General features: G+C 40.1%; 26 protein-coding genes, 1 pseudogene, 2 CRISPR repeat arrays and 1 riboswitch. Of the genes and pseudogenes, 20 read left to right on the plus strand and 7 right to left on the minus strand.

Going from position 1 to position 24,495, the window contains the following annotated elements:
* Positions 1-30 precede the first annotated feature (30 nt).
* The 11 genes from IC619_RS09820 (at position 31) to IC619_RS09870 (ending at position 10,764) form a co-directional block, all read left to right on the plus strand.
* Positions 31-1,275, plus strand: coding sequence for an insulinase family protein (locus IC619_RS09820; RefSeq protein ID WP_191139941.1), 1,245 nt, complete (start codon positions 31-33; stop codon positions 1,273-1,275).
* Between the two features lie 85 nt (positions 1,276-1,360).
* Positions 1,361-1,543, plus strand: coding sequence for a Spo0E family sporulation regulatory protein-aspartic acid phosphatase (locus IC619_RS16810; RefSeq protein WP_191139940.1), 183 nt, complete (start codon positions 1,361-1,363; stop codon positions 1,541-1,543).
* A gap of 156 nt (positions 1,544-1,699) precedes the next feature.
* A complete protein-coding gene (locus tag IC619_RS09830; RefSeq protein WP_191139939.1) occupies positions 1,700-1,939 on the plus strand; it encodes a YlmC/YmxH family sporulation protein in 240 nt (79 codons plus the stop codon).
* 161 nt (positions 1,940-2,100) lie between these two features.
* Positions 2,101-2,997 carry a dipicolinate synthase subunit DpsA gene (gene dpsA / locus IC619_RS09835; protein ID WP_191139938.1) on the plus strand — a complete coding sequence of 299 codons (897 nt, stop codon included), beginning with the start codon at positions 2,101-2,103 and terminating at the stop codon, positions 2,995-2,997.
* Positions 2,997-3,599, plus strand: a complete 603-nt coding sequence (locus IC619_RS09840) for a dipicolinate synthase subunit B (RefSeq protein WP_191139937.1) — start codon at positions 2,997-2,999, stop codon at positions 3,597-3,599. Before dpsA ends, IC619_RS09840 begins: the two co-directional genes overlap by 1 nt.
* A 135-nt stretch (positions 3,600-3,734) precedes the next feature.
* Positions 3,735-4,769 carry an aspartate-semialdehyde dehydrogenase gene (locus IC619_RS09845; RefSeq protein WP_191139936.1) on the plus strand — a complete coding sequence of 345 codons (1,035 nt, stop codon included), beginning with the start codon at positions 3,735-3,737 and terminating at the stop codon, positions 4,767-4,769.
* A 14-nt stretch (positions 4,770-4,783) separates the two neighbouring features.
* Positions 4,784-6,016 (plus strand): aspartate kinase, encoded by a 1,233-nt coding sequence (gene dapG / locus IC619_RS09850; RefSeq protein WP_191139935.1) that lies wholly within the window; start codon positions 4,784-4,786, stop codon positions 6,014-6,016.
* Between the two features lie 17 nt (positions 6,017-6,033).
* Positions 6,034-6,906: a 4-hydroxy-tetrahydrodipicolinate synthase gene (gene dapA, locus IC619_RS09855; RefSeq protein ID WP_191139934.1), complete on the plus strand. Its 873-nt coding sequence runs from the start codon at positions 6,034-6,036 to the stop codon at positions 6,904-6,906.
* Between the two features lie 177 nt (positions 6,907-7,083).
* On the plus strand, positions 7,084-8,769 hold the full coding sequence (locus IC619_RS09860) for a ribonuclease J (protein ID WP_191139933.1): 1,686 nt from the start codon (positions 7,084-7,086) through the stop codon (positions 8,767-8,769).
* Positions 8,770-8,921: 152 nt separating this feature from the next.
* Positions 8,922-9,662: a CRISPR-associated endoribonuclease Cas6 gene (cas6, locus tag IC619_RS09865; RefSeq protein WP_191139932.1), complete on the plus strand. Its 741-nt coding sequence runs from the start codon at positions 8,922-8,924 to the stop codon at positions 9,660-9,662.
* Positions 9,663-9,810: 148 nt separating this feature from the next.
* Positions 9,811-10,108: direct repeats of the CRISPR family, unit length 30 nt; unit sequence GTTTAGATCGTACCTATAAGGATTTGAAAC.
* Between the two features lie 116 nt (positions 10,109-10,224).
* On the plus strand, positions 10,225-10,764 hold the full coding sequence (locus IC619_RS09870; protein WP_191139931.1) for a class IV adenylate cyclase: 540 nt from the start codon (positions 10,225-10,227) through the stop codon (positions 10,762-10,764).
* A 135-nt stretch (positions 10,765-10,899) separates the two neighbouring features.
* Here IC619_RS09870 and IC619_RS09875 read toward each other — a convergent pair whose 3' ends face one another.
* A complete protein-coding gene (locus IC619_RS09875) occupies positions 10,900-12,303 on the minus strand; it encodes a helix-turn-helix domain-containing protein (protein WP_191139930.1) in 1,404 nt (467 codons plus the stop codon).
* Between the two features lie 427 nt (positions 12,304-12,730).
* On the opposite strand from IC619_RS09875, the gene IC619_RS09880 reads away from it, so the two are divergent.
* The 3 genes from IC619_RS09880 to IC619_RS09890 are packed head-to-tail and all read left to right on the plus strand — an operon-like array spanning position 12,731 to position 13,903.
* Positions 12,731-12,958 (plus strand): hypothetical protein, encoded by a 228-nt coding sequence (locus IC619_RS09880; protein ID WP_191139929.1) that lies wholly within the window; start codon positions 12,731-12,733, stop codon positions 12,956-12,958.
* A gap of 26 nt (positions 12,959-12,984) precedes the next feature.
* Positions 12,985-13,227 carry a hypothetical protein gene (locus tag IC619_RS09885; protein ID WP_191139928.1) on the plus strand — a complete coding sequence of 81 codons (243 nt, stop codon included), beginning with the start codon at positions 12,985-12,987 and terminating at the stop codon, positions 13,225-13,227.
* 4 nt (positions 13,228-13,231) lie between these two features.
* Positions 13,232-13,903 (plus strand): hypothetical protein, encoded by a 672-nt coding sequence (locus tag IC619_RS09890; protein WP_191139927.1) that lies wholly within the window; start codon positions 13,232-13,234, stop codon positions 13,901-13,903.
* A gap of 196 nt (positions 13,904-14,099) precedes the next feature.
* A CRISPR array of direct repeats spans positions 14,100-14,524; the repeat unit is 30 nt; unit sequence GTTTTGATCGTACCTATAAGGATTTGAAAC.
* A gap of 190 nt (positions 14,525-14,714) precedes the next feature.
* Here the strand turns inward: IC619_RS09890 and IC619_RS09895 are convergent.
* From IC619_RS09895 to IC619_RS09905, 3 genes and pseudogenes are all read right to left on the minus strand, one after another.
* Positions 14,715-15,635, minus strand: a complete 921-nt coding sequence (locus IC619_RS09895; RefSeq protein ID WP_191139926.1) for a glycine betaine ABC transporter substrate-binding protein — start codon at positions 15,633-15,635, stop codon at positions 14,715-14,717.
* A gap of 17 nt (positions 15,636-15,652) precedes the next feature.
* Entirely contained in the window at positions 15,653-16,300 is a 648-nt protein-coding gene (locus IC619_RS09900) for an ABC transporter permease (RefSeq protein ID WP_191139925.1), read from the minus strand.
* A gap of 102 nt (positions 16,301-16,402) precedes the next feature.
* Positions 16,403-17,122: pseudogene (locus IC619_RS09905) on the minus strand (ABC transporter ATP-binding protein); the annotation flags it as partial.
* Positions 17,123-17,580: 458 nt separating this feature from the next.
* Here IC619_RS09905 and IC619_RS09910 point away from each other — a divergent pair.
* Positions 17,581-18,063: a hypothetical protein gene (locus IC619_RS09910; RefSeq protein WP_191139923.1), complete on the plus strand. Its 483-nt coding sequence runs from the start codon at positions 17,581-17,583 to the stop codon at positions 18,061-18,063.
* Positions 18,064-18,293: 230 nt separating this feature from the next.
* On the plus strand, positions 18,294-19,325 hold the full coding sequence (locus IC619_RS09915; RefSeq protein ID WP_191139922.1) for an SAM-dependent methyltransferase: 1,032 nt from the start codon (positions 18,294-18,296) through the stop codon (positions 19,323-19,325).
* Between the two features lie 40 nt (positions 19,326-19,365).
* Here the strand turns inward: IC619_RS09915 and ribB are convergent, their stop codons facing one another.
* Positions 19,366-19,986, minus strand: a complete 621-nt coding sequence (ribB, locus tag IC619_RS09920) for a 3,4-dihydroxy-2-butanone-4-phosphate synthase (RefSeq protein ID WP_191139921.1) — start codon at positions 19,984-19,986, stop codon at positions 19,366-19,368.
* A 127-nt stretch (positions 19,987-20,113) separates the two neighbouring features.
* A riboswitch (FMN riboswitch) is annotated at positions 20,114-20,257 on the minus strand.
* Between the two features lie 90 nt (positions 20,258-20,347).
* Here ribB and IC619_RS09925 point away from each other — a divergent pair.
* Both IC619_RS09925 and IC619_RS09930 read left to right on the plus strand, forming a co-directional pair.
* Positions 20,348-21,085 (plus strand): ClpP family protease, encoded by a 738-nt coding sequence (locus IC619_RS09925; protein WP_191139920.1) that lies wholly within the window; start codon positions 20,348-20,350, stop codon positions 21,083-21,085.
* Complete coding sequence (locus IC619_RS09930) at positions 21,082-21,303, plus strand: YlzJ-like family protein (RefSeq protein ID WP_191139919.1); 222 nt, start codon at positions 21,082-21,084, stop codon at positions 21,301-21,303. Before IC619_RS09925 ends, IC619_RS09930 begins: the two co-directional genes overlap by 4 nt.
* 20 nt (positions 21,304-21,323) lie before the next feature.
* Here the strand turns inward: IC619_RS09930 and IC619_RS09935 are convergent, their stop codons facing one another.
* Positions 21,324-22,184, minus strand: coding sequence for a DegV family protein (locus tag IC619_RS09935; protein ID WP_191139918.1), 861 nt, complete (start codon positions 22,182-22,184; stop codon positions 21,324-21,326).
* Between the two features lie 156 nt (positions 22,185-22,340).
* On the opposite strand from IC619_RS09935, the gene IC619_RS09940 reads away from it, so the two are divergent.
* Positions 22,341-23,117: a DUF1295 domain-containing protein gene (locus tag IC619_RS09940; RefSeq protein WP_191139917.1), complete on the plus strand. Its 777-nt coding sequence runs from the start codon at positions 22,341-22,343 to the stop codon at positions 23,115-23,117.
* A gap of 20 nt (positions 23,118-23,137) precedes the next feature.
* On the opposite strand, the gene IC619_RS09945 is transcribed toward IC619_RS09940, so the two are convergent.
* The gene (locus IC619_RS09945) at positions 23,138-23,455 is read right to left on the minus strand and encodes a DUF1475 family protein (protein ID WP_191139916.1); all 318 of its coding nucleotides are present in this window, start codon (positions 23,453-23,455) and stop codon (positions 23,138-23,140) included.
* Between the two features lie 125 nt (positions 23,456-23,580).
* Between IC619_RS09945 and IC619_RS17215 the strand changes: the two genes are divergently transcribed.
* A complete protein-coding gene (locus IC619_RS17215) occupies positions 23,581-24,474 on the plus strand; it encodes a MerR family transcriptional regulator (protein WP_191139915.1) in 894 nt (297 codons plus the stop codon).
* Positions 24,475-24,495 lie beyond the last annotated feature (21 nt).

Below are 24,495 nucleotides of genomic sequence, written 5' to 3' on the forward strand. Positions count from 1 at the left end.
TCAAGACCGGCTTTTTAGAGGAGGATCACGGTGATCGTAAAAGATACATTAACAAACGGAGTACGCGTTATAGCTGAAAAAATTCCACATGTAAGATCTATTGCACTCGGGATTTGGATTGGAACAGGATCGGAAAACGAGGATGAAGGCAATAATGGGATTTCACATTTTATGGAACATATGATGTTTAAAGGAACAAAAACCAAGACTGCTCGTCAAATTGCAGAAACGTTTGATGAAATTGGTGGCCAAGTAAATGCTTTTACTGCAAAAGAGATGACTTGCTACTATGCTAAAGTGATTGATGAACATTTTGGAACGGCCTTAGATACATTAGCTGAGATGTTTTTTGAATCTACTTTTGCGGAAGAAGAATTGGAAAAAGAAAAAAAGGTCGTCATTGAAGAGATTAAGATGGTCGAAGACACACCTGACGACTTAGTGCATGATCTACTTTCTACAGTAGCACTACAAAATCATTCTTTGGGTTATACCATTTTAGGTTCGACTGAGAATGTAAAAGGATTTACGCGTGAAGACTTGATTCAGTACCAAGCTGACCATTATACACCAGATAATATCGTGATTTCGATCGCTGGAAACTTACCAGCAGATTATCTACAGCAAATTGCGCGTTGGTTCGGTTCCTTTCAAGGAAAACAAAAAGCAAAAACAAAACAAAAACCTATTTTCATAGCGGATTCTTTGTCAAAAGCGAAGTCAACAGAACAATCCCATATCTGCATGGGAATGCCAGGATTAGCCGTGCAGGATGATCGTATATATACGATGACACTACTAAATAACATACTAGGTGGCAATATGAGTTCGCGCTTGTTTCAAGAAATTCGGGAGGAGAGAGGGCTTGCTTATTCCGTATTTTCCTATCATATTGCGCATCGGATAACCGGTGTTTTTGCGATTTATGCGGGTACAGCCAACGGTCAAGAGGATGAAGTGATCGGCCATATTCATGAAACACTCGATAAAGTGATTCGTGATGGGCTTACTTCATTTGAGTTAAAAAAAGCGCGAGAACAATTAAAAGGAAGTATGATGCTCGGCTTAGAGGGAACAAATAATCGTATGAGCCGTATGGGACGAAATGAACTATTGCTTGGTAAACACAAGACATTAGATGAAACTTTAGATTTGGTCAACCGTGTGACGATTGATGAAATGAATCAACTTGCGAAGGAACTATTTTCGAGTTCACGTGCGCTCGCACTCATTTCGGCAAACGGAAAGATTCCAGCCAGTTTTAGAAGGAACTAAGTGAATTAATGTCCAAATTAGTGTCATACCTATTTCTCGAAAGTAAATATGGGTAGATAATCGGGCAGAAGGATGAGGTGGTTTCGTGGGAGATCGGGTACAAACCCTTCACTTAGAACAAGAACTTGAGAAGGTTCGCATTGAGCTACATCAATATGTAGATGGTCACTCTGCCTTACTATCAGATCCAGATTTGCTTCCGCTTTCTCGTAAATTAGATAAGCTAATTTACGAAGTTCAACAAGCAAAATATAGATTGACGACATGACAAAAGAGAAGTGCTTTCAAAAAATGAAGCACTTCTCTTTTTCATGAAAAAGATGATCAAGCATATAATGACAGTAGTATTGATGAAACCAAATACATGATGTGAATCAATCCACTTGTTAACAGGAGATAGGGATCAATTAGAGAAGGTGAGAAAATGAGATGGAGCGAGCTGGTAGATAAAGAATGTATTGATCTGGTCAATGGTGAAAAAATGGGGAAGCTGGACCAAGCGGATTTAAGCTTTCACGACAAGACAGGAAAAATAGAAACGATTTGGATTCCGCAGAGTCAAGGATGGTTAAAAAAGAATAACCATCAAACCGAATTATCTTGGAAAATGATCAAAAAAATTGGACCGGAAACGATCATTATTGATTCCTCCAAACGAAAATAAGAAGACTGATCCACTTGCCAATCGGCAAGTTTTTTCATACAAGGAGGCAGTTTTTTATGTGGGCTGAGGTACATTTCAAGTCGGATTGACATAAGATACCATCAAGATGAATGCATGGGAAATGATTTAGAAACGAACGATCCGAGGGGAGATTAGATCATATGCTAAATGAAAAGCAAGTTGTATTCCTCGGTGGAGATGCGAGGCAATTAGAAGTCATTAAAAGCTTTATTCAGCTCGGCGCGCATGTCACACTTATTGGGTTTGACAATTTACAAACACCCTTCAGTGGTGCGTCACAAAAAGACTTAACTGTAGAAGTGCTAGCTAAAGCAGATATTTTGATTTTGCCAATTGTAGGTACGGACGAAAAAGGACTTATTAATAGTGTTTTTACTTCTAAGACCCTTTTATTACTAGATGAGCATATCTCGAGTCTACCAAACCATTGCATTGTCTTTGCGGGAATCGCGCGTTCTTACTTAAAAGAATTGTGTCTCAGACACGATGTCGCATTAATGGAATTGATGGAGCGAGATGACGTAGCGATTTATAACTCGATTCCGACTGTTGAAGGTGCACTGATGATGGCGATCCAAAACACGGATTTTACCATCCATGGTTCGGTTTGTGCTGTACTCGGTCTAGGACGGGTAGGGCTTTCATTGGCGCGTACTTTAGATGCGATTGGCGCAAACGTAACAGTCGGTGTACGCAGTTCAGCCGACTATGCTAGGGTATTTGAGATGGGACTCACCCCGTTTTATACAGAAGCCTTAAAGGAGCATCTTCAACATGCCAATTTGATCTTTAACACGATCCCAACAAAAATATTAGATGCTTCCGTTTTAGCACAAGTACCACAAGATGTTGTCATTATTGACTTAGCATCTAAACCTGGTGGAGTCGATTATACTTATACTGAAAAAAGAGGGATGAAGGCGATACTTGCTCCCAGCTTACCAGGAATTGTTGCCCCTAAAACAGCCGGGAAAATATTAGCCCGTATTATTACGCAACTGATGACAGAAGAACTCGCTAAGGAGGGGAATATGTAATGAATTTTGAGGGGTTCACCATTGGTTTTGGTATGACGGGTTCGCATTGTACACATGATGAAGTGCTACCGCAAATGAAACGTTTAGTTAACTTAGGTGCACGTGTCATTCCTATCATTTCACATACGGTTGCGACTGTAGATAGTCGCTTTGGTACGGCGGAAGATTGGTTTGAGCAGATTTCAGATATTACAGGGGAAAAAGTGCTAACTACGATACCAGAAACAGAACCACTAGGACCGTCCAAACTGCTCGATTGTTATGTTATTGCACCGCTCACCGGTAATTCACTGGCTCGGCTCGCCAATGCACTGACAGATGGCCCTATCTTAATGGCAGCGAAGGCCCAGATGCGGACACATCGACCCGTTGTCTTAGCCATCTCTACGAATGATGCTTTAGGATTTAATAGTGCCAATCTTGCTACTTTATTAATGGCTAAAGATATTTATTTTGTTCCATTTGGGCAAGACGCGCCAGAAAAGAAGCCTAAATCAATGGTTGCGAGGATGGAGCTTATCCCAGAAACATGTATGATGGCAATAGAAAATCGACAAATTCAACCATTAATAGTTGAAAAATACCGTGACTTGACATCATAATGAGAGTAGATCTTTCTGAGATTAAATAAGAAATGTACCGTCCCTCTTGGTAAAGTAGTATCGACCAGATAGATCTAAATAGATTCAAGAGGGACAGATCAAATAGCAAAAGTGTATGGAAGGAGATCATATATAATGGATGTCGGTTATCGTGTAGCGGTGGTAGGTGCGACAGGAGCAGTCGGTCAGCAAATGCTTAAATTCTTGGAGGAACGTGAATTTCCTGTGCGCGAAATCATTCCCCTATCTTCAGCACGTTCTGCTGGAAATCAGATTACTTTTATGGGGAAACAAGTCGAAATTCAAGAAGCAAAACCAGAATCATTTACAGGAGTGGATATTGCTTTATTTAGTGCAGGTGGAAATATTAGTAAGCAATTAGCACCAGAAGCAGTGAAACGGGGTGCGGTTGTGATCGATAATACGAGTGCCTACCGTATGGATACGAATGTTCCACTCGTTGTACCTGAAGTAAATCCAGATGCCATTCGTAGACATAATGGGATCATTGCGAATCCGAACTGCTCTACGATTCAAATGGTGGCAGCTTTAAAACCGCTCGTCGACAAATACGGTCTTGAACGCATTATTGTTTCTACCTATCAAGCCGTTTCTGGTGCTGGGATGGAAGCCATGCAAGAACTGGAAGCACAATCTGAGGCTTGGGTTCGCGGTGATGACGTGCAAGCGCAATACCTACCTGTTGGTAAAGCGGAAAAGCATTATCAGATGGCTTTCAATGTAATACCTCAAGTCGATATGGGGCAAGAAAATAACTTCACTTTTGAAGAAATGAAGATGATTCAAGAAACGAAGAAAATCTTAGAAGACGAGTCTATCCGAGTGGCGGCAACTTGTGTGCGTGTGCCAGTAATGCGTGGTCATAGTGAATCGGTATATGTGGAATTGAAAAGTGATTATGATTTAGCAGAGGTTCGTAGCTTATTGCAGCAAACTGATGGTATCATTGTACAAGATAATATTATAGAGCAAGAGTATCCGATGCCGCTTGATGCTACCGATCGGACAGAAGTGTTTGTAGGGCGCTTGCGTCGTGATTTAGACTATCCACGCGGATTACATCTATGGGTGGTATCAGACAACTTATTAAAAGGTGCGGCAACGAACTCCATTCAAATAGCTGAAACATTAGTTTCACAAGGTTTATAGAGAAGGGATTATATATGAAAATAAGAGTACAAAAATTTGGTGGGACTTCAGTAGCAACACCAGAGCTTAGAGCGCGTGTTGTCCATCATATTCGTAAAGCATTGGCTGAAGATTATCAAGTGGTAGTTGTTGTATCAGCGATGGGGAGAAAAGGTGAACCGTACGCTACAGACACACTCCTAGGTTTGTCAGAAGCGTATAGCCAAAGTTTAGGGAGCAGAGAAAAAGATCTCCTGATGAGTTGCGGTGAAATTATTTCAGCAACGACTTTGTCCAGTATTCTCTCCCATCATGAAATAAAAAATACGGTTCTAACTGGTGGACAAGCGGGAATTATAACCAATAACCAGCATGCTAATGCGCAAATCATTACGATTAATCCGAAACGCGTACAAACAGAACTAGAGCATGGGCGTGTGGTGATTGTCACCGGATTCCAAGGGCAAACGACAGATGGAGAAGTGACTACCTTAGGTAGGGGTGGGAGTGATACTTCTGCTACAGCTCTTGGTGTAGCCTTAAATGCTGATTGCGTAGATATCTTTACGGATGTCGAAGGGATTATGACGGCTGATCCGCGTATTGTAGAAGATGCGGCTCCACTTGCTACCGTCACCTACACGGAGATGTGTAATCTAGCTTTCCAAGGAGCAAAAGTGATTCACCCACGAGCGGTAGAAATTGCCATGCAAACCAATGTTCCAATCCGCGTCAGATCTACGCTTTCGGATGACCTAGGGACGCTCGTAACCAATATGGGTGAAACCGATCGGTTGGCAGGAGAGGTAAAAGATTTACCCATTATCGGGATTACACAGATGCCAAATGTGACACAAATCAAAATACCAGTAAGACAAGGACATTTTGACTCACAGCTACTGGTATTTAAAGCGATGGCAGAACACGGGATCAGTGTCGATTTTATTAATGTCAATCCGAGTGAGATTGCATATACTGTGAATGACCATGCGGGAGAACAGGCCAAACAAATTTTACTAGATTTAAATCTTGAACCAGAGCTTTTGCCTAATTGTGCTAAAGTGTCCACAGTAGGTGCGGGCATTGCTGGTGTGCCAGGTGTCATGGCTAAAATCACAGAAGCGCTAACAGAAGAAGATATACAGCTTTTACAATCAGCAGACTCACATACTACGATTTGGGTACTCGTGAAAGGTGAAGACATGATTAAAGCTGTACGTGCTTTACATCAAAAGTTTGATTTGCATCAATTAAGCTATCATATATAGAATTAGGAGGATTAGACATGCAGTTTGGACGTTTAGCTACCGCATTATATACACCATTTACAAAGTCACTAGATATTGATTGGAACAGCTTAGAACGAACGATCGAGCATCTTATCCAAACTGGAACAGATACCATTGTTGTATCAGGGACAACAGCTGAATCACCAACGCTTTCTCTAGAAGAAAAGCTAAAGTTATTTCAATTCGTCGTCAAACAAGCACAAGATCGTGTGCAAGTGATTGCCGGCACAGGAAGTAATGATACCGCACAGACGATTGAAGTAACCAAGTTAGCAGCTGAAACAAGTGTAGATGGTATCATGCTCGTAACGCCCTATTACAATAAGCCATCTCAAGCTGCACTTTATCAACACTTTAAAAGTATTGCAACGCATACCACGCTACCGATTATGATTTATAATGTGCCCGGGCGAACAGCTGTAAATATGACGGCTACTACGATGGTTCAAATTGCACAGATTGAAAACGTCGTTGCGATCAAAGAAGCGAGTGGTGATATTGAGCAAATCACCCAACTCATTAAAGAACTTCCATCTTCTGTAGTGGTTTACTCAGGTGATGATGCTGTAACCTTACCGATCTTATCACTAGGTGGTGTAGGAGTCGTCAGTGTAGCCAGTCATTTGGTTGGAAGTGAAATTAAAGAGATGATTGATGCTTTTATAACAGGAGACGTAAATAAAGCGAAGACCATTAACCAAAAACTATTCCCTGTTTTTACCGGTTTATTTATGACATCAAGCCCTGTTCCACTGAAATATGCCATGTCAGAGCAGGGTTTTTGTGAACCCTATGTTCGCCCACCATTAGTGGAAATGTCAGAATCAGAAAAGAAAAGTGCAACTGAGTGGTTAGGAACCTTAGTGTAAAGAAAATGCCGATCTGATCAGAGATCGGCATTTTTGTATACATGATGTCGCTTTGTATCATATTAAGGTTATGATGGCATTTAGGATGCGAATGTAATATTTGGTTGCAATGCAAAATGAGATTGGTATATAATGTGTTCAAGAGATTTGTGCGGTTTAGGGTGAAACAATGAAATAATGGAGGTAAAGTACTTGTTAAAAGACCAACGAGACAAATTACAAATTTTTGCTCTCGGTGGGTTGGATGAAATCGGCAAGAATATGTATGTCGTACAATATGGAAACGATATTGTCGTAATTGATTCGGGTTTAATGTTTCCAGAAGTTGACATGCTAGGGATTGATATTGTCATTCCCGACGTTTCTTATTTAGTAGAGCATCAGAGTAAAGTGCGTGGCATTATCATTACACATGGTCATGAAGATCATATTGGTGCGTTACCTTATATCTTAAGACGAATTAACGTTCCGATTTATGCAACTCAGTTGACGATGGGACTTGTTGAACACAAGCTAAGAGAAGCGCACATCCTCAATGACGTTAAGCGAACTGTGATTCATAAGCGATCTCAGATTACGCTAGGCGCATTAAAGGCGACTTTTTTCCGAACCAATCATAGTATTCCGGATGCAGTAGGTGTTTGTATTGATACACCAGAAGGCGCTGTCGTACATACGGGTGATTTCAAATTTGATATGACCCCAGTGAACGAAGAAACTGCTGATATGCATCGGATGGCGGAAATTGGTAGAAAAGGTGTGTTATGCCTCTTATCTGATTCAACGAATGCTGAAAGACCCGGTTTTACAGGCTCAGAAAAATCTGTAGGTGAGTCACTCATTGAAGTGTTCCGTCAATCCAAACAGCGCGTGATTGTGGCGACTTTTGCCTCAAATATTCATCGTGTACAGCAAGTGGTAGATGCCAGTGTACGGTATGGACGCAAGTTAGCTGTTGTGGGACGTAGCATGATCAATGTCGTGAATATCGCTTCTGAATTAGGTTACTTAAAAGTGCCGGATGATTTGATCATTGAATTAGATGATATTAATCGTTTGCCTGCACATAAAGTAGCAATCATTTCTACCGGTAGTCAAGGGGAGCCGATGTCAGCACTGACACGAATGGCGAATGCTTCACACCGCAAGGTTGAGATATTGCCAGGTGATACGGTTGTGATTGCAGCAACCCCGATTCCAGGAAATGAAAAAGCCATCGGTCGGACGGTCGATCAACTGTTTCGTATTGGAGCAAACGTTGTATACAGTGCCAATGCCCATGTCCACGTTTCTGGACATGGTTCACAAGAAGATTTAAAACTGATGCTAAACTTAATGAAACCTAAATATTTTATGCCGATACATGGTGAGTATCGTATGTTACGTGCTCACGCCCAACTTGCCGAATCAGTAGGTGTCCGCCCAGAAAACATCTTTATCTGTGATAATGGTGATACTGTGGAAATTTTTGGTGGAAGAGCCAGATACGGACCTAAGCATTACACAGGGAAAGTGCTTATTGACGGTTTAGGTGTTGGAGATGTAGGAAATATTGTTTTAAGAGACCGCAAACTCCTCTCGCAAGATGGAATTTTAGTTGTTGTTGTCACCCTAAGTAAAGCTAACGGAACCATCCTTTCCGGCCCAGACATTATATCTCGAGGGTTTGTCTATGTCAGAGAGTCAGAGAAATTACTTGAAGATGCAAATAAAGTTGTCAGCCTGACAATGGAAAAATGCATGAAAGATCAAGTAAATGAATGGGCTTCATACAAAACAAATATTCGTGATGCATTAAGCAAATTTTTATTTGAAAAAACACGTCGACGTCCTATGATATTACCAATTATCATGGAAGTATAACCGAGAGCTACAACCTCATCACTTGGGGTTGTAGCTTTTGCGTATATAGATAGAGAAGCTAGTCTTCAATCTTTCAGAATGATAACATTTGACAAAATAATAGATGTAGATTACGATCAGTTTCATAATCACGAGATTTGAAAGGAGCACCCATGCGCTTACATCTCCACTTCCGACTCGAGTCACCACTGGTATTGCCACTCAATTATCAACAAGTTATCCAAGGATTCATCTATCATCAAATTCAAGATCGGACCTATGCACAGTTCCTACATAACAAAGGCTATACCTATGAAAATCGACAATTTCGCTTATTTACATTTAGCCGTTTACTTGGGCAAGCTACTGTTCAATTACATACCAAAACGATTACCTTTAAAAATGAAGTTCATCTACAGATCAGCTCTTGCTTACCTAAGTTTGTCCAAGAACTAGGGCAAAGTTTTCTCTTACAATCGTCCGTACAACTAAACGGACATCCACTTATAATAGAAGAAATGCGCTACCAGACACAGACTGTCACGGAATCACCATGTACCATCGAAATGCTTTCCCCTATCACGGTGCATCGGACCGATAAAGCCAGCGATGGACGAAAGGTGACCAAATATTTTTCACCTCGTGATCCTGCCTTTGAACCGCTCATCAATGAAAACCTATCCAATAAATACGCTGCTTACTATGGTAAACAGATGCCAAGTACGATTCATATCAAACCCCTCCAACTTGGAAAGCGCGATAAAGTGATTACGCGCTTTAAAGGCTTTATCATTGAAGGATGGAATGGTACCTACCAGCTGCAAGGTGATCCCGAAATACTAACCTTTGCCAGTGCAGTTGGACTAGGTGCACGAAATTCACAAGGATTTGGACTACCAGAAGTAAGAAATTGAGCTGTCGTCGATCTCCAATAGCGTAGTAAACCCCGGAGATCGAACCTCCCTGTCTACCTGCCTTCTGGAAAAATACCTCGGAATAAGATAGACGATTCATTTACTTTGCTCTATACTGAAAAAGAGGCGCTTTTCAGCACCTTTTGGGGTTTAGATCGTACCTATAAGGATTTGAAACTGGACATAATCCCTTGTGATCTTGAATCCTTTTGTAAGTTTAGATCGTACCTATAAGGATTTGAAACACTTCACGGTAACGCTCAATCTTTTTCGTTAAGTTCGGTTTAGATCGTACCTATAATGATTTGAAACCCAATTTGATTAATCTGCTCTTGCATGAATTGGCGTAGTTTTGATCGTACCTATAAGGATTTGAAACGCTTGTTGGGCTTCCTCATACTGTTGGAGGATCATTGGTCTTGATCGTACCTATAAGGATTTGAAACACTTGTTGCTGTATATTGCAAAAATAAAAGTGCACAGTTCAGCAACCGAAAAGTGCACATCTATTTTCATAAAATTTCGTAGTAAAACGCCTTGCCAAACGCAAAGGAGAGAATCTATGCCCATTGAATATGAAGCTAAAGTTATTGAAATAAACCCACAAGAGATGGAGAAAAAAATTCTTGCGTGTGGAGGCGAAAAGTTAAAAGCGGCAAAGATGAGGCGGTATGTTTACGATTTGGAATCAAATAACCAAACTCGGAAATGGTTGCGACTTCGGGATACAGGAACAGAAGTGACACTCACGGTTAAAGAGATTAGACACGATGGAATTGATGGAACAGAGGAAAACGAAATCATGGTTCCCAGCTTTGAGGACACACATCAAATCCTGTTGAAAATGAATCATACGCCTAAAGGCTATCAGGAGAATTATCGTACCAGCTTTGTACTGGAAAATGCCCGCTTAGAAATTGATCACTGGCCCCAAATCCCACCATACTTAGAAATTGAAGCGGATAGCCGTGAGCTGGTGATTAAAACTGCATCGAAACTCGGATTTACTGAGGAAAATTTGACAGGAGAAAACACGACAAAGATTTATGCGCACTATGGTATAGATATTCATAGTATTACAAATTTAAAATTTGAGGAATAAGTGGGTATTTGCCGGGTGGATTACAGTCTGCACATAGCATCTGTTTGGAGTAGATGGATTGTAAAGTGGTAAGCGATCAAAAGCACCGATGAAGCTAAAATGTATGGCTGCTTCGGTGCTTTGTTATGTATATAATCAATCGCTTGGGGGATCACCGTGAAAGTTGAACATCATAGTGCCTCCTTTAAATTCATTTAATTCTAATTCTAATCCATTTTCAAAGATTTTGTCAATAATAGCATAGTATTTTGCCAGCTCTCCGATAGATCGATAGCAGAAGGCCAGCTTAATCCGAATCTTGGGTAGCTGTTGCTCGGGGTACAACTTTTCTTCATATTCCCAAACTCGCTCATAGTAGGGAATGGCTTCACTCCACTTCTGTTGACGAAGATAGTAATCTCCTAATAAGATGAGTGCTTCCATGTGTCTGAAGGGCTCATCAGTCTCTCTGCTAATATGTTCAGCTTTTATCAACATCGATTGAGATAAATCCCACCTCCCAATTTCCGTATATAATTCGCCAAGCCTCATATAGGATGTCGCGAGTAAGTGACGAGATTTAATTTGAGCTTCAAGATCTAGTGCAAATTGATAATAGTCTTCGGCATAGACAAAATCCTTTAATTCTTTACAGATTGCGCCTAGAAGCGTATAGATTTCTAAGAGTTGTTCAGGGCAATTACTTGCACGTGCTATTTCCATCGCTTCTAGGGCTAAAATTCTTCCCTCTTCGTAAGCTTTCTTTTTGTAAAGTAACAAGATATGGAGGGCAAATACTTGTAGTTTGGTTTCTACATGATGAATATTACCGATTTCTTCCTGTAGTTGCTGAACAATTTGAATGGCTCTGTTGTCTAAGCCGAGCTTTTCTAAGTAGATGACATGACTAATCTCTAAGATATAATGAATTCCTTGTCGCTCTCCAGATGGAATGTACTTTGCTAAGCCTCGTTCGACGTAGTCTACAGCTTTTGTTAAATTTTTTTCCTTAAAATAGGCGTGTCTCCCTAGATGGAGGTAGCAGAGCGGGATGAGGTTTGTATTAAATAGCTCTGGATGACGTTCAATTTGTTGCAAGCAAACTTGAAAGCCTTTTTGTGCATTACCTTGATTACCAAGAAAAAAGTCACATTTGGCCTGAACATATAGTCTCGCCACTGCTAATGGTTGATGGGATTCAAACGATAAAGTTGAGAGTTGTTCATAAGCATGTTCTGGGCTTTGAAGATGAATCAATCGCTCAATATGACGCAATTTTTGCATCATACGCGGAAAATATTTTTCCTTGTCCTCAATTTCTTTTAAAGCTTCAACTAAGGTCGTGTCAAGTAAATGACAATAAAGTTCGATCTTCTCAACTGTCACACATGACTTACCATTGTCGATATTGGATAGCGTAGCAGCTGAAATTTCTCCTGTCTGTGCTAAGTTTTCGATTGATAAACCCATCTGTTTACGACGTCGTTGGAGATGGTTTCCTACCTGACGTACCTGTTTGGGTGAAAGATGGGGTGAATGAATTACCTCATGGGCTGTCATCTCGATTTCTCCTTTCTGTAAAATGAGTTTAAAGATTTAAGATTAGAACAGCAAATAATTTGAATTTAAAAAACTAGCAAAAAATACTGACTATAACTACAATGAAATTACTGATCCAGTTCAAGACTCATTGTAGACAGTATAGCACAATGATTAGATTTTTTAGAACAAATATTTCATATAATCAATTTTAATAGTGTTTATTATCAAAAATGAGGTGATGTACTGCCTCGTCTGCAATTAGCGTGGCCAAAATTTGAAAAAACAGGTTTGATCGATAGGGAGTTTTGGGAGCCCCATTAGGTTTTGGTGAAGCGGTCTTATGGACGAAAATCCTTGGAGAGCAAAATGCATGACGTATCAAATGAAATAAATCATGTAAAACATTACTTTTGAAACCATTTATGATCTTGGGGAGGGCTAATTGATGTGCAAATCATTTGATGAGCGTGATCTTACTCAGTTTAAAAAAAAGCTCGGTCAAGTTCCAATTTCTTGCTGTAAGCCGAAAATAGTGGTCACTTTGAGCTGTGAAAATGGTCAGATTACGATTCCACTCATGGGGGTCACGATTCTTAGAAAACCAGAGAGTGGTGTGATTGTCCATGGCTACTCATTTGATATGTTTGCGATCCCGGAGCCAAAAAAAGAATGAAAAAATCCTTAAATGGAGTGACTCCAATGAAAATAAAGATATGGTTTGACGCATATGAACGTAAATTAATGGTTTGTCATCTTGAAACAGGAATGTGTAAAGAGATTGTAAAACCGGGTCAAATGAAAACATTCCTAAAAGTTCATGCACTCACCCTAGATGACTGTCAATATCCAGTAGAAGCTATGGATCACATGGGTTTATTCAAGAAGAATACGACCTTCCAGTTACTCAAAGAAATATTCACAAGTAATAAAAGGAGCGATTAAAAAAATGCTAGATATTCGTCCAGAGGTGTTATACCAAATGTACGTGGTAGAGGATAAGAGTATACGAGCATGTGCCAATAAGCTGTATTGCCAGCCGAGTACGGTGAGGAGACATCTGGTATTGTATCAGATTCCAATCCAAAGAAAAAATCGTGGTAGAATCAAAGTAGAAGAGCGATTGAAAGAAGAGCTCAGCATGGATGATGTTGATCTAAAAGAGCATCTGATTCATCTTCGTTTTTTTCAAATGCTCAGTTTTAGCCAATTGGGAAAGGTATTTAACTGCTCAGCGAGTTCTGCTCAAATGGTGTACAAGCGTTATGGTATTGAGACAAAGAGACCCTACAACCGTAAATTAACAGAAGATTACTTGTACGATTTATATGTGAAACAAGGTAAAACAATCTTAGCGTGTGCAGATATCTTAGCATGTTCACATACGTTAATCCGTTACTATCTCTTGAAATACAAAATCCCCTTACGTACCGCGGGTGCCCAAAGAATTGAAACGCATATTAAGAGTCGACTGGGGATGACGGATCAGCAAGTCCAAAAATATCTAACTGAGTTATCGCAAAAACATAGACTTGATGATCTGGTTGAAAAATTAGAATATAGCAAAGGTAGTATTCGGCTCATGTATAAACGATTAGGCATAAAACGTAGTTGGAGGTGAATGTTGATGGGGAAATATGAAAATGAAAAAATCGCGAATTTAGGTAATAGGATTCGTCGACCTGCAGTAGCGTAGTAAACCCCGGGGATCGACGACACATTAGTTGCCTGACTTCTAGGAAAATACCCAAAATAAAATAGACGATTCGCTCACTTTTCTCTATACTAAAAAAGAGATAAACTTCAGCATTTTTTTGGTTTTGATCGTACCTATAAGGATTTGAAACTTTTAGAGAGTGTGGGAATCTTAAATCTTGGGTGGGTTTTGATCGTACCTATAAGGATTTGAAACCTTTTAAGACGATCACTGATGGAGTTTTTGTCAGTGTTTTGATCGTACCTATAAGGATTTGAAACAATGAAAAAGGATTCGATCCTAATCGAACATATAAAGTTTTGATCGTACCTATAAGGATTTGAAACCAGATCACGTCACCGTTTGGTTTTTTTGTTTGGTCAGTTTTGATCGTACCTATAAGGATTTGAAACATCCTCAAGATGGTCTCTCTAACATTTTTTTTTGAAGTTTTGATCGTACCTATAAGGATTTGAAACGTGTCTAACCATGTAATAATTCCTTGAGCCATAAATGGTTTTGATCGTACCTACGAGGATTTGAACACATATAAAATTAAAGCCCCCTGATTTACCTGTATATTAGGTAAATCAGGGGGCTTTACAGATTTCGTGAGTGGTAAAGTCCAATTTCTTTAGGGTTGGGATGAAAGTGGGTGTTGCTTATCCCTTTATGGAGTCGAATAGCGCATTCCAAATGAAACCTTCACGTATTTGAGAAGGTCGGTTTGCTTTTGTCATTGAATGAGCCCTGCTTCTTTGAGAAATTCTTCTGCTACTTTATCAGGACTTTCCCGGTCAATATCGACACGCGCATTTAATTTTGCCATGGTATTCTCATCGATTTTATCTGCTAATTCATTCAGCGTTTTTTCTAATTCTGGAAATTGATCCAGTGTCTCTTGTCGTACAATCGGTGCAGCATAATACGGTGGGAATAGGTTTTGATCGTCTTTTACAACTTTCAAATCAAAGCGTGGTAGAAAGCCATCTGTTGTAAATGCATTAATCACATCTACCTTTTTTTCATTTAAGGCCGCATATTTAATATTGGTATCTAAATCCATGGTATCCTTAAATTTAAATCCATACGTTTTTACTAACGATTTATACCCATCCTCTCGCTCAAAAAAGGGTGGATCGGCACCAAATGTAAGTTGATCGGATATAGCAGCTAAGTCAGATGCTGTCTCTACTCCTAGTTCGGTTGCGCGTTCCTTGCGTAATGTAATGGCATTGGTATTATTAAATCCGAGTGGCTGAGTCCAGACTAAATTATATTGCTTTTTGTATTCGGTTTTCACACGTTCATAGACCGTCTCTTTTGTATCTTCCGGCTTTAAGCTTCCTTTTAAGACGGTTAATAAACCTGTACCTGTATAATCCACATAAATATCAATATCGCCATCTTTTAGCGCTTGTGTCAAAATAGGGGTCGGTCCAAGCCCTTCTTTCACTTCTACTTGATAATCTGTTTTTGATTCAATGTACTTGCCCAGAATATGAGGCAAAATATATTGTTCAGTCCATTTTTTTCCAGAAATGACAATCTCACGATCGGGTACACCAGATTCCCCTGTTTGATCGTTCTGCTCCTTTCCACAACCAATCGCGAAAAGTAAGATAAATACGCTTACAGTTAGCCATAATTTCTTCATTAAAACCATTCCTGTCTCTATTTTTTTAATCCACGTGGTGTTGTTTTCACTTCAACCCAGCGTAAAATCAAGTCAAAAAAGATCGCGAGAAGTGCTGCGGGGATTGCACCTGCTAAGACTAAATCGTTTCGCATCATTTGTAATCCTCTAAACATTAACTCGCCTAACCCACCTGCACCAATAAAAGCAGCAAGGGAAGCTACACCAATCGTTAAAACAGTCGCCGTTCGAATCCCTGCCATAATGATAGGAAGTGAAAGAGGCAACTCGACAATGTATAAAATCTGAAAATTAGTCATGCCCATTCCTTTGCCGGCTTCCACAGCTGAGCGATCTACACCTAAAATCCCAGTGTATGTATTACGCAAAATCGGAAGTAATGAATAGATGGTTAGTGCAATAATGGCTGGTGTTATACCGATACCAAAAATCGGCAACATAAATGCAAGCAGTGCTAGACTTGGGATTGTCTGAAATAGACCCGTAATCCCAATGATCGGTTCCGCAATACGTTGCTTTCGTGTGAGTATGATCCCGAGTGGAACGGCAATACATGTGGCAATTGCAACGGAAACAAATGATAAGTACAAATGTTCCAGCGTGCCCGTAAGGATCGCGTCCCATCGTTCGATGAGTACATCAAGAAATGCCTGAATGACACTCATATGGCACCCCTTTTCCAAAACCAATTTTTATTTGCAGTATCTTCCTTGCTACCTTCATTTATACGAACTCATCCTACTACCGTCACAATCCGAACCCGAATGTTCATCACCAATAAAAGATTTGACAAACTCATTTTTAGGTTCCTTTACAATCTGATTAGGCTCTCCAGTTTGAACGATTTCTCCATCTTTCATAATCGCAATTTTTGTGGATATCTTTAATGCTTCTCGAATATCGTGCGTGACGAAAACGATTGTTTTTTGTATCTCTTGCTGCAATCTTATGAGTTCATCTTGCAATTGTTCTCTTGTGATGGGATCAAGTGCACTAAAAGGCTCGTCCATTAAAATAATAGGGGGCTCTGCTGCTAAAGCGCGGGCCACACCTACTCGTTGTTGTTGTCCTCCACTTAATTCAGCAGGATAACGATCACGGTATACTGTCGGATCTAACCCAACCAAATCGAGAAGTTCATCGACACGCTTTAGATATCTTTCTTTCGCCCATCCTTTTAACTTTGGAATTAAGCTCACATTTTTGGAAATGGTCATGTGTGGAAGTAGACCAATTTGTTGAATCACATAGCCGATCTCTCTTCTCAATTCCACTGGGTTTTTATGCGCAATATCCTCGCCATTGATTAATACTTTTCCTTCTGTAGGTTCAATCAGTCGATTGACCATTTTCATTGTCGTTGTTTTCCCACATCCACTGGGACCGATCAATGTAACCAATTCGCCTTTGGCAACTGTCATATGAATTCCCTTTAACGCCTCAAATCCATCTGGGTAAACTTTTCTCACGTTTTCAAATGTAATCACGCTTTGACCTCAATCCTTATACAAATTAACTTTTGACCGAAGTTGACAGCCATAAATGATCTTGAGCATATTATTGGTGAACGACTGAAAGATATTCTTTTCAATAAGGGACTTGAAGCGGACTTACCTTTAGCACAATCTTTTTGATCTATCATGCATGATACTCTGTAAACCGAAGTACCCTTAATCAATACCGCTAAAACATCTATTCTTTTCATTTGCTCATCGAATGCGTTTATAAGTAGGAAGGTAACACGAGCAAACCCTCCAAACATTTGGTTGATACATCATGTGTTATAGGACAGAGTCACATATTACCATTGATATGAAGCGTTAATTTATGAATAATGTTAGTAAGCAAATCAAGATTATTGCTTCATTTTATGATTGGGTATGTTCGTTCTAGATATACGGTTAAATCAGTGTATGGAAATACATAAAATAGGGGAGGTTTTTGGATGGCAGACTACTTAAGACAAGAAGTGAGTAATCTGAATCGAGCTGAAGTGAGAACGAAGCACAGAAAAAAGCTTTCTCAAGTAAAAGAACAAAAACAAAACGCACGATATTTAGCTGAAATTCCTAGTCGGCATCATAAAAAAAAGAAAGCGAGGCTTTCTAAGCAGAAGATAAACTGGTTTAAATGGTTAAAACAAGCACACCTCTACATGGGGATGATAATCGGGCTATTATTAGTAGGCGTCTGTATTGTCGGACTGATCTTTCGACATCCTGCTTTGCTAGGAATTGATACCTCGCTTACGAGCTTAAACTCGGGCGTGTTTGTAATTGGTAGTCAAAAATGGGATTTAACGATTGTGTTGGATATTGTGGCGATGGGTTGTCTAATTCTTACTATCAGTGGATTTGGCTTATGGTACTATCCTAAATGGATGAAAAAGAAGAAAGAGAAGCAGCAGAAGCTTAAAAGAGTAAAGTAAGCTGGTTTATTATTATTTTGAATATTCACTTATTTACTAATGCTAGTTGTGTTGATTAACCAAAATAAACGGTGGTCGAAGATCAGATCATACCGATGAGGATTTTTTCATTCGATAGCGGATGGCTATTGTATCGAACATCGTCTAAATGCTAAACTTATATATTAGGTCTAATTGTGTATGAAGCAGAAGTGGGTAAAACTGCTTGAAGATAGAGGAGATAGTAGACGATGTCGATAGAAGAAATGATGATTACAGTAAAACCGGAATCGTTACAAGTAAGTTTAAATGAAATATTTGCCGTCGATCGGGAAGCGAAGTTGGTGCGTTGGTTGGATGAAGGAATGGGACTGATTCGATTGCGTGTCGGTTATGAGCAGGTCATTACCGCTTTAAGAAAGCGGCCACCCATTTTTTTGCAGCATGTTTTTCCCGTCTGCGATACCCTTACACTTGAGCAATCCGTAGACGAAGATTTGCAACAGATTTTAGGAGCTGTTCAAGCTCAAGTTGCGTTATTGGACAAGTCTAAGTCGTTTTCCATCCAAACAAGAATCACGCAACCGAAACAATCACGCTTTAAACGATTTGATATTAACCGTGTTGTTTCAGAGTGGCTACAAGCAGAAGGGTATGCCTTAGATGTGAAAAACCCTGAGCAGGTCGTTTCGATTGTGGTCGATTCAGAGCAGGCATACGTGGGGATATCACGGACAGCTGATAATTTAAGCAGCTGGGCTGGCGGTCATCATCGCTTTAAGCATGAGGAGGAGCAGATATCACGTGCTGAATTTAAATTGCTAGAAGCGATTGAAGCATTTGACATACAGCTTCCTTCGCGAGGATTAGCACTTGATTTAGGGGCTTCTCCAGGTGGATGGACGCGTGTACTTCTTCAGCGTGGATTTCATGTGTTTGCGATTGATCCGGCAGATTTGCATCCTTCGCTGCGAAAAAATCATAACTGTAAGCACTTTAAGCAGACTGCGCAAGTCTTTTTGCCTAATCAGGCTGAGGCCGACTTTGATCTGCTGGTCAATGATATGCGCATGCATGTACGAGAGTCCGTCGATTTGATGTTAGAAGCAGCCGATGTACTCAAACCAGGTGCGTATGCAATCATGACTTTGAAGTTGAGAAAGAAACAAGGCTTGAAGGTGATTGAGCAGGCGGTATCTCACTTACAAAAAAAATACCAGGTATTGCGAGTGAAGGAGCTATTTCATAATCGTTCTGAAGTTACCTTACTATTACAGAAGTAGAGAGAGCACCCAGGCTCTCTCTTTTTTATGGGCAATAAAGTTAGTTATGCATCTGCCGATAGACACATATTTCTTCTATTGTAAGTAGTGGCATTTGATATCGATTGGAGAAAAGCTCTAGATCAGATCGTCTTGCCATCGTTCCATCATCGTTCATGATTTCACATATGACGGCTACAGGATTTAATTGTGCCAGTCGCATCAAATCAATAGATGCTTCTGTTTGTCCTCGGCGTTCAAATACGCCATTGGGGCGGGCGCACAGTGGGAAGATATGACCTGGTCTGACAAAATCAGTTGCTTTAGCAGTTGGATTCGCTAATGCTTGTATCGTTAAGCTGCGTTCGTGAGCTGAAATACCGGTGTGAACACCTTCAATTGCATCAACTGATACGGTAAATGCGGTACGCATGGCTTCTTCGTTTTGTTCGACCATCTGCGGAAGATTCAGTACTTGAAGTTGTTCTGCTAACATAGGAACACAAATTAAACCGCGTCCATACATCGCCATAAAGTTGACGTGTTCAGGGGTGACGAATTCGGCAGCAAATACCAAGTCCCCTTCATTTTCGCGGCTTTGATCATCTTGGATAATCACCATTTCCCCGTTTTTCACAGCTTCGATTGCCATTTCTACTTTGTTTAATGTAGACTGCTTCATTCAAAAATCCTCCTCAAACATGATTTTTGAATTGAACGCACCTTAGTGGAGAATATCCATTTAAACAAAAATGGATATTCAGAAATTTGTTTTGTGAATGAGCATATGAACCATTCAACAAAATGAATTTCACCTTCTCCCATCCGGACTATACCGTCGGCCTAAGATTTTCACTCAGTCAGTCATAATCTGAGATTATGAGTCGCGGGCTTACACCCCTCGTTCGGATGATCACCGCCGGTCAGGAATTGCACCTGCCCCGAAGGTTTGTATCAATTCAATCCCAGTATAGCATATGAAAAATAAAGTAGGGCTTTTAGGTACATACTAGCAACAATGATATGGGAAAAGGGTGATTGATATGGAAAATAATGAGCAAACCAAAGAGTCGACTCCGACACCAGACGATGATGCGAAACGTAAAAGTGTAGCACAAGCCATTCAGCAACTAGGGCAAACCAATGTTCCTCAACTGGAATCAAATATTTATTGTATGAATGTGATTGGACAGGTAGAAGGACATTTGGTTATGCCACCGCAAAACAAAACAACCAAGTACGAGCATATTATTCCGCAAATTGTGGCAGCCGAACAAAATAAAAATATTGAAGGTATGATCATTATTCTCAATACAGTAGGTGGGGACGTAGAAGCTGGACTGGCGATCGCTGAAATGATTGCTACGATGAGTAAACCGACGGTTTCCATTGTACTTGGCGGGGGGCATAGTATTGGAGTTCCGATTGCTGTGGCAGCGGATGTTTCTTTTATCGCTGAAACAGCTACGATGACGATTCACCCCGTTCGGTTAACAGGCTTAGTGATTGGTGTTCCACAAACCTTTGAGTATTTAGAAAAAATGCAGGATCGAGTCATTCGCTTTGTAGAGCAACATTCCAATATTGGAGAAAAAAACTTCCGTGAATTAATGTTTCGAACGGGAGATCTGGCCCGCGACATCGGTACCAATGTGATCGGTAAAGATGCAGTTACATACGGCTTGATTGATCGTGTAGGTGGGATTTCCAGTGCGCTCTCAGAATTAAATCGCATGATAAAAGAACGAAAAGAAAGTACGCAAGAGGAGTTATTACAATGATTTATTATACAGCACTCCCGGAAGAACTTATTTTCTCCAATTTGAATGAAGAAGCACCACCGTTAAAAGAAATAGAGGTAGATGGGATACAGATGGTTGTCCAAATGGAAAATGAGACGGAAGCATCAATTGTACGCCTTATCAGTGGGGATCTCAATCACTACCTTGATCAACGCTTACAACCAGGAAATAAAATTCAGTTTACTGCCAAACTCTGAGATAGCGACTCCAAGTTGATTCACTTGGAGTCGCTATCTTCTCGCATCCATGCGATGACGAGACTACCTCTACCACCATGTACACCTATAGTCCCACTTAAAGGGCCAATGTATATTTCAATATCTTTGTAAGATTGAAGTAGCGTTTGCTTGATCTGTAATGCTTCTTCCATCACATCAGCCTGTAAGATCATGATGCGGCGGATCACATGCTGTTGCTTAGCTGCATGCAGTTGATTCAAAATTGTCCGTAAGGCTCTTCTCTGTGTGCGAAAACGACCAAATAGTTGAACACCACCATCTCTAATACATAAAACAGGCTTTATTTTTAAGATGCTACCGAGAAAGAGTTGAACCCCGTTCAAGCGTCCTCCTTTATATAATTGTTCTAAGTTTCCTACTAATATGTAATTATCAAATCTTTTATGTTCTAAGCGCAAAATATCAGCAATTTGACTCGGTTCCATACCCGTTTGTGCCAAATGAATGCCTTTTTCAATCATCATCGTAAGGGGATAAGAAAGGATGCGTGTATCGACGACCTCAATCGGGTGATCGACCATTTGTGCAGCCATTAAGCTCGTTTGGTAGGTTCCACTTAATTCACTACTTAAATGAACCGCAATAATATGATCAAAACTTTCTTTTAGTTTTTCATATAAAGATACAAATTGACCGATTGTAGGCTGAGAAGTAGTAGGTATCGATTTGTAATGTTCTATTTTGTCATATAGCTCTGTGGTGTTTAGATCGACACCTTCGGCATAGACTTGATCATAAAAAAGAATACCTAAGGGGATGACGAATATATCGTGTTGTAAGAGAAGGTTCTCTGGTATTTGGGCAGTGCTATCTGTGACCCAAGCAATTTTTTTATGCATAGAATGAGCGTCCTTCCTCTGTAGGGAATATAAGAATCTCTTTCCTTTACTTTAACATGGTGAATTAAACTGTACAATAATAACCTTAAACTTATACAAAAAGTGTACAAATTAATGTATGATAGGGATAGAAATAAAAAGGGAGAGTGATTGTTCATGCTAGACTTAATCGGCATTGCCGGTGCTGTACTTTTTTTATATATGACATGCATATGGTTTATCGCCCAGCGCATTCATGACTTATCCATTGTAGATATCGCATGGGGTGGAGGCTTTGTTCTGCTATCTTGGATAGGTTTGGGGTATGTATCAGAACCGACAACGCGGCAAATCATCCTGACCATACTGGTAACAATCTGGGGACTGCGTCTGTCTGGCTATATCTATATACGTGGAAGAGGAAAAGAAGAAGATTATCGCTATCAAGATATGCGCAAAAGATGGGGAGATCGCGTTGCCCTCATCAGCTTCGTCCGTGTTTATATGTTTCAAGGTGTGATTTTGTTTCTCCTATCTTTTCCACTCTTTATCGTATATACCATGGATAATGGCTCTTCACTTGGCTGGCTAGATTACTTAGGTATTACGCTATGGTTGATCGGATTTGGTTTTGAAGCGATATCGGATCAACAACTGTATCGATTTAAACAAAACCCAAATAATAAGGGAAAAGTGATTCAATCCGGGTTATGGAAGTATACGCGACATCCCAACTATTTCGGAGAATCTTTACTTTGGTGGGGTATTTTTATGCTTGCACTTGCAGTTCCATACGGCATCGCTACGGTATACGCTCCGATTGCACTAACCTTTTTATTATTAAAGGTGTCTGGTGTCCCCTTATTGGAGAAGAAGTATATGCAAAAACCTGAATTTCGGGAATATGCAAAGCGAACGAATCAATTTATTCCATGGTTTCCCAAAAAGAAGTAGAGCGCATTAACGCGCTCTACTCAACCTTGCCAAAAAACTTGCCAATTTCCTCTACTTCTTATACAAGTAATAAAGACATATAGTGCAGTTGTCCAGTTGCCGAGGATGATAAAAAAGAAAATCCAGATTAATATGTGCATAACTTTCTTTTCTCTATAGACGATCCACATGGAAAAGAGTGTAATACCGACATAAAAATCAATCAGTGTCAATTTTCCCCATAGTAATTGCAGTAGCTGTGCTCCTTCACCCCAGAAGTCGCCATAAATCAAACCATAACCAATCGAAAATGTCATGATCAACCAGAGTGTAAAACTGATCCATTGTACAACCTTCATCATTATTCACCTCACCACAAAGATTTGTATAAATGTAATACCCTGTTTGAACATGATTTGATCATACTGTACAAAATAAGTAAACTAATATGTAATTGATCTTAATCAAGTAAAGAGTGAGTCATGTGTATAATATAAAAGTCGTATCGAAAATGATCGATGTGCCTGCTGTGACCTTGCGAGCGTGGGAGCGCAGATATGATTTGAAGCCTTCTGCGCGCACACAAGGAGGACATCGTCTTTATTCGGAGCAAGATATAGAAGCACTGAAATGGATTAAGCATCAGCTTGAACACGAAGGCCTAACGATTTCACAGGCAGTGGTGCAACTTAAGCAAAAGCAGGCGAAGACATCTAAATCTCTGCCACACCAAGTACCGCATCAATTTACAGACATTGAAGATGCCCTTTATCAGCATTTGATCTCATTTGAAGGAGAGAAAGCGACGGAAACAGTCGAATCAAGCTTTTCGCTGTATCGCTATGATCAAATTTTCATGCACGTCCTCGTTCCACTTATGCATCGCATTGGACATGACTGGGCAGCAGGACGTATCACAGTTGCCCAAGAGCATTATGCGACTCAATTCCTAATTCAGCGTTGCTATATGATGTTACACGTATTTCCAACCTATCCATTTTTACCGTCATTTCTTGCGCTGTGTCCACAAGGTGAACATCATCAAGTCGGATTATTATTGTTTACCCTATTTTTACGACAAAAAGGTGTAAAAGTGATCTATCTAGGGCCTAATATGCCGTGTGAAGGATTAGATGAGATCATCGTCAAGCATCATATTCAATTTGTCGCCATGTCACTTACCATCTCTGAATATCTGCCTGAAGCATTGACTACTATTGAAACATTACAAAATCAGTTTAAACATCTAAGCTTTGCACTCGGTGGTCACGGATTCAAACATGTGGATAAAATTGATCAAAAGTGGCTAGTAGGTGAACAGACTGAGGAATGGGAAAAATGGTTTGAATCTGTGCTAAAACGTGTAGAAATAAAGTAAGCATCCTGTATATGAAGGGGG

Source organism: Polycladospora coralii, assembly GCF_014773435.2.
GTDB classification, from domain to species: domain Bacteria; phylum Bacillota; class Bacilli; order Thermoactinomycetales; family Thermoactinomycetaceae; genus Polycladospora; species Polycladospora coralii.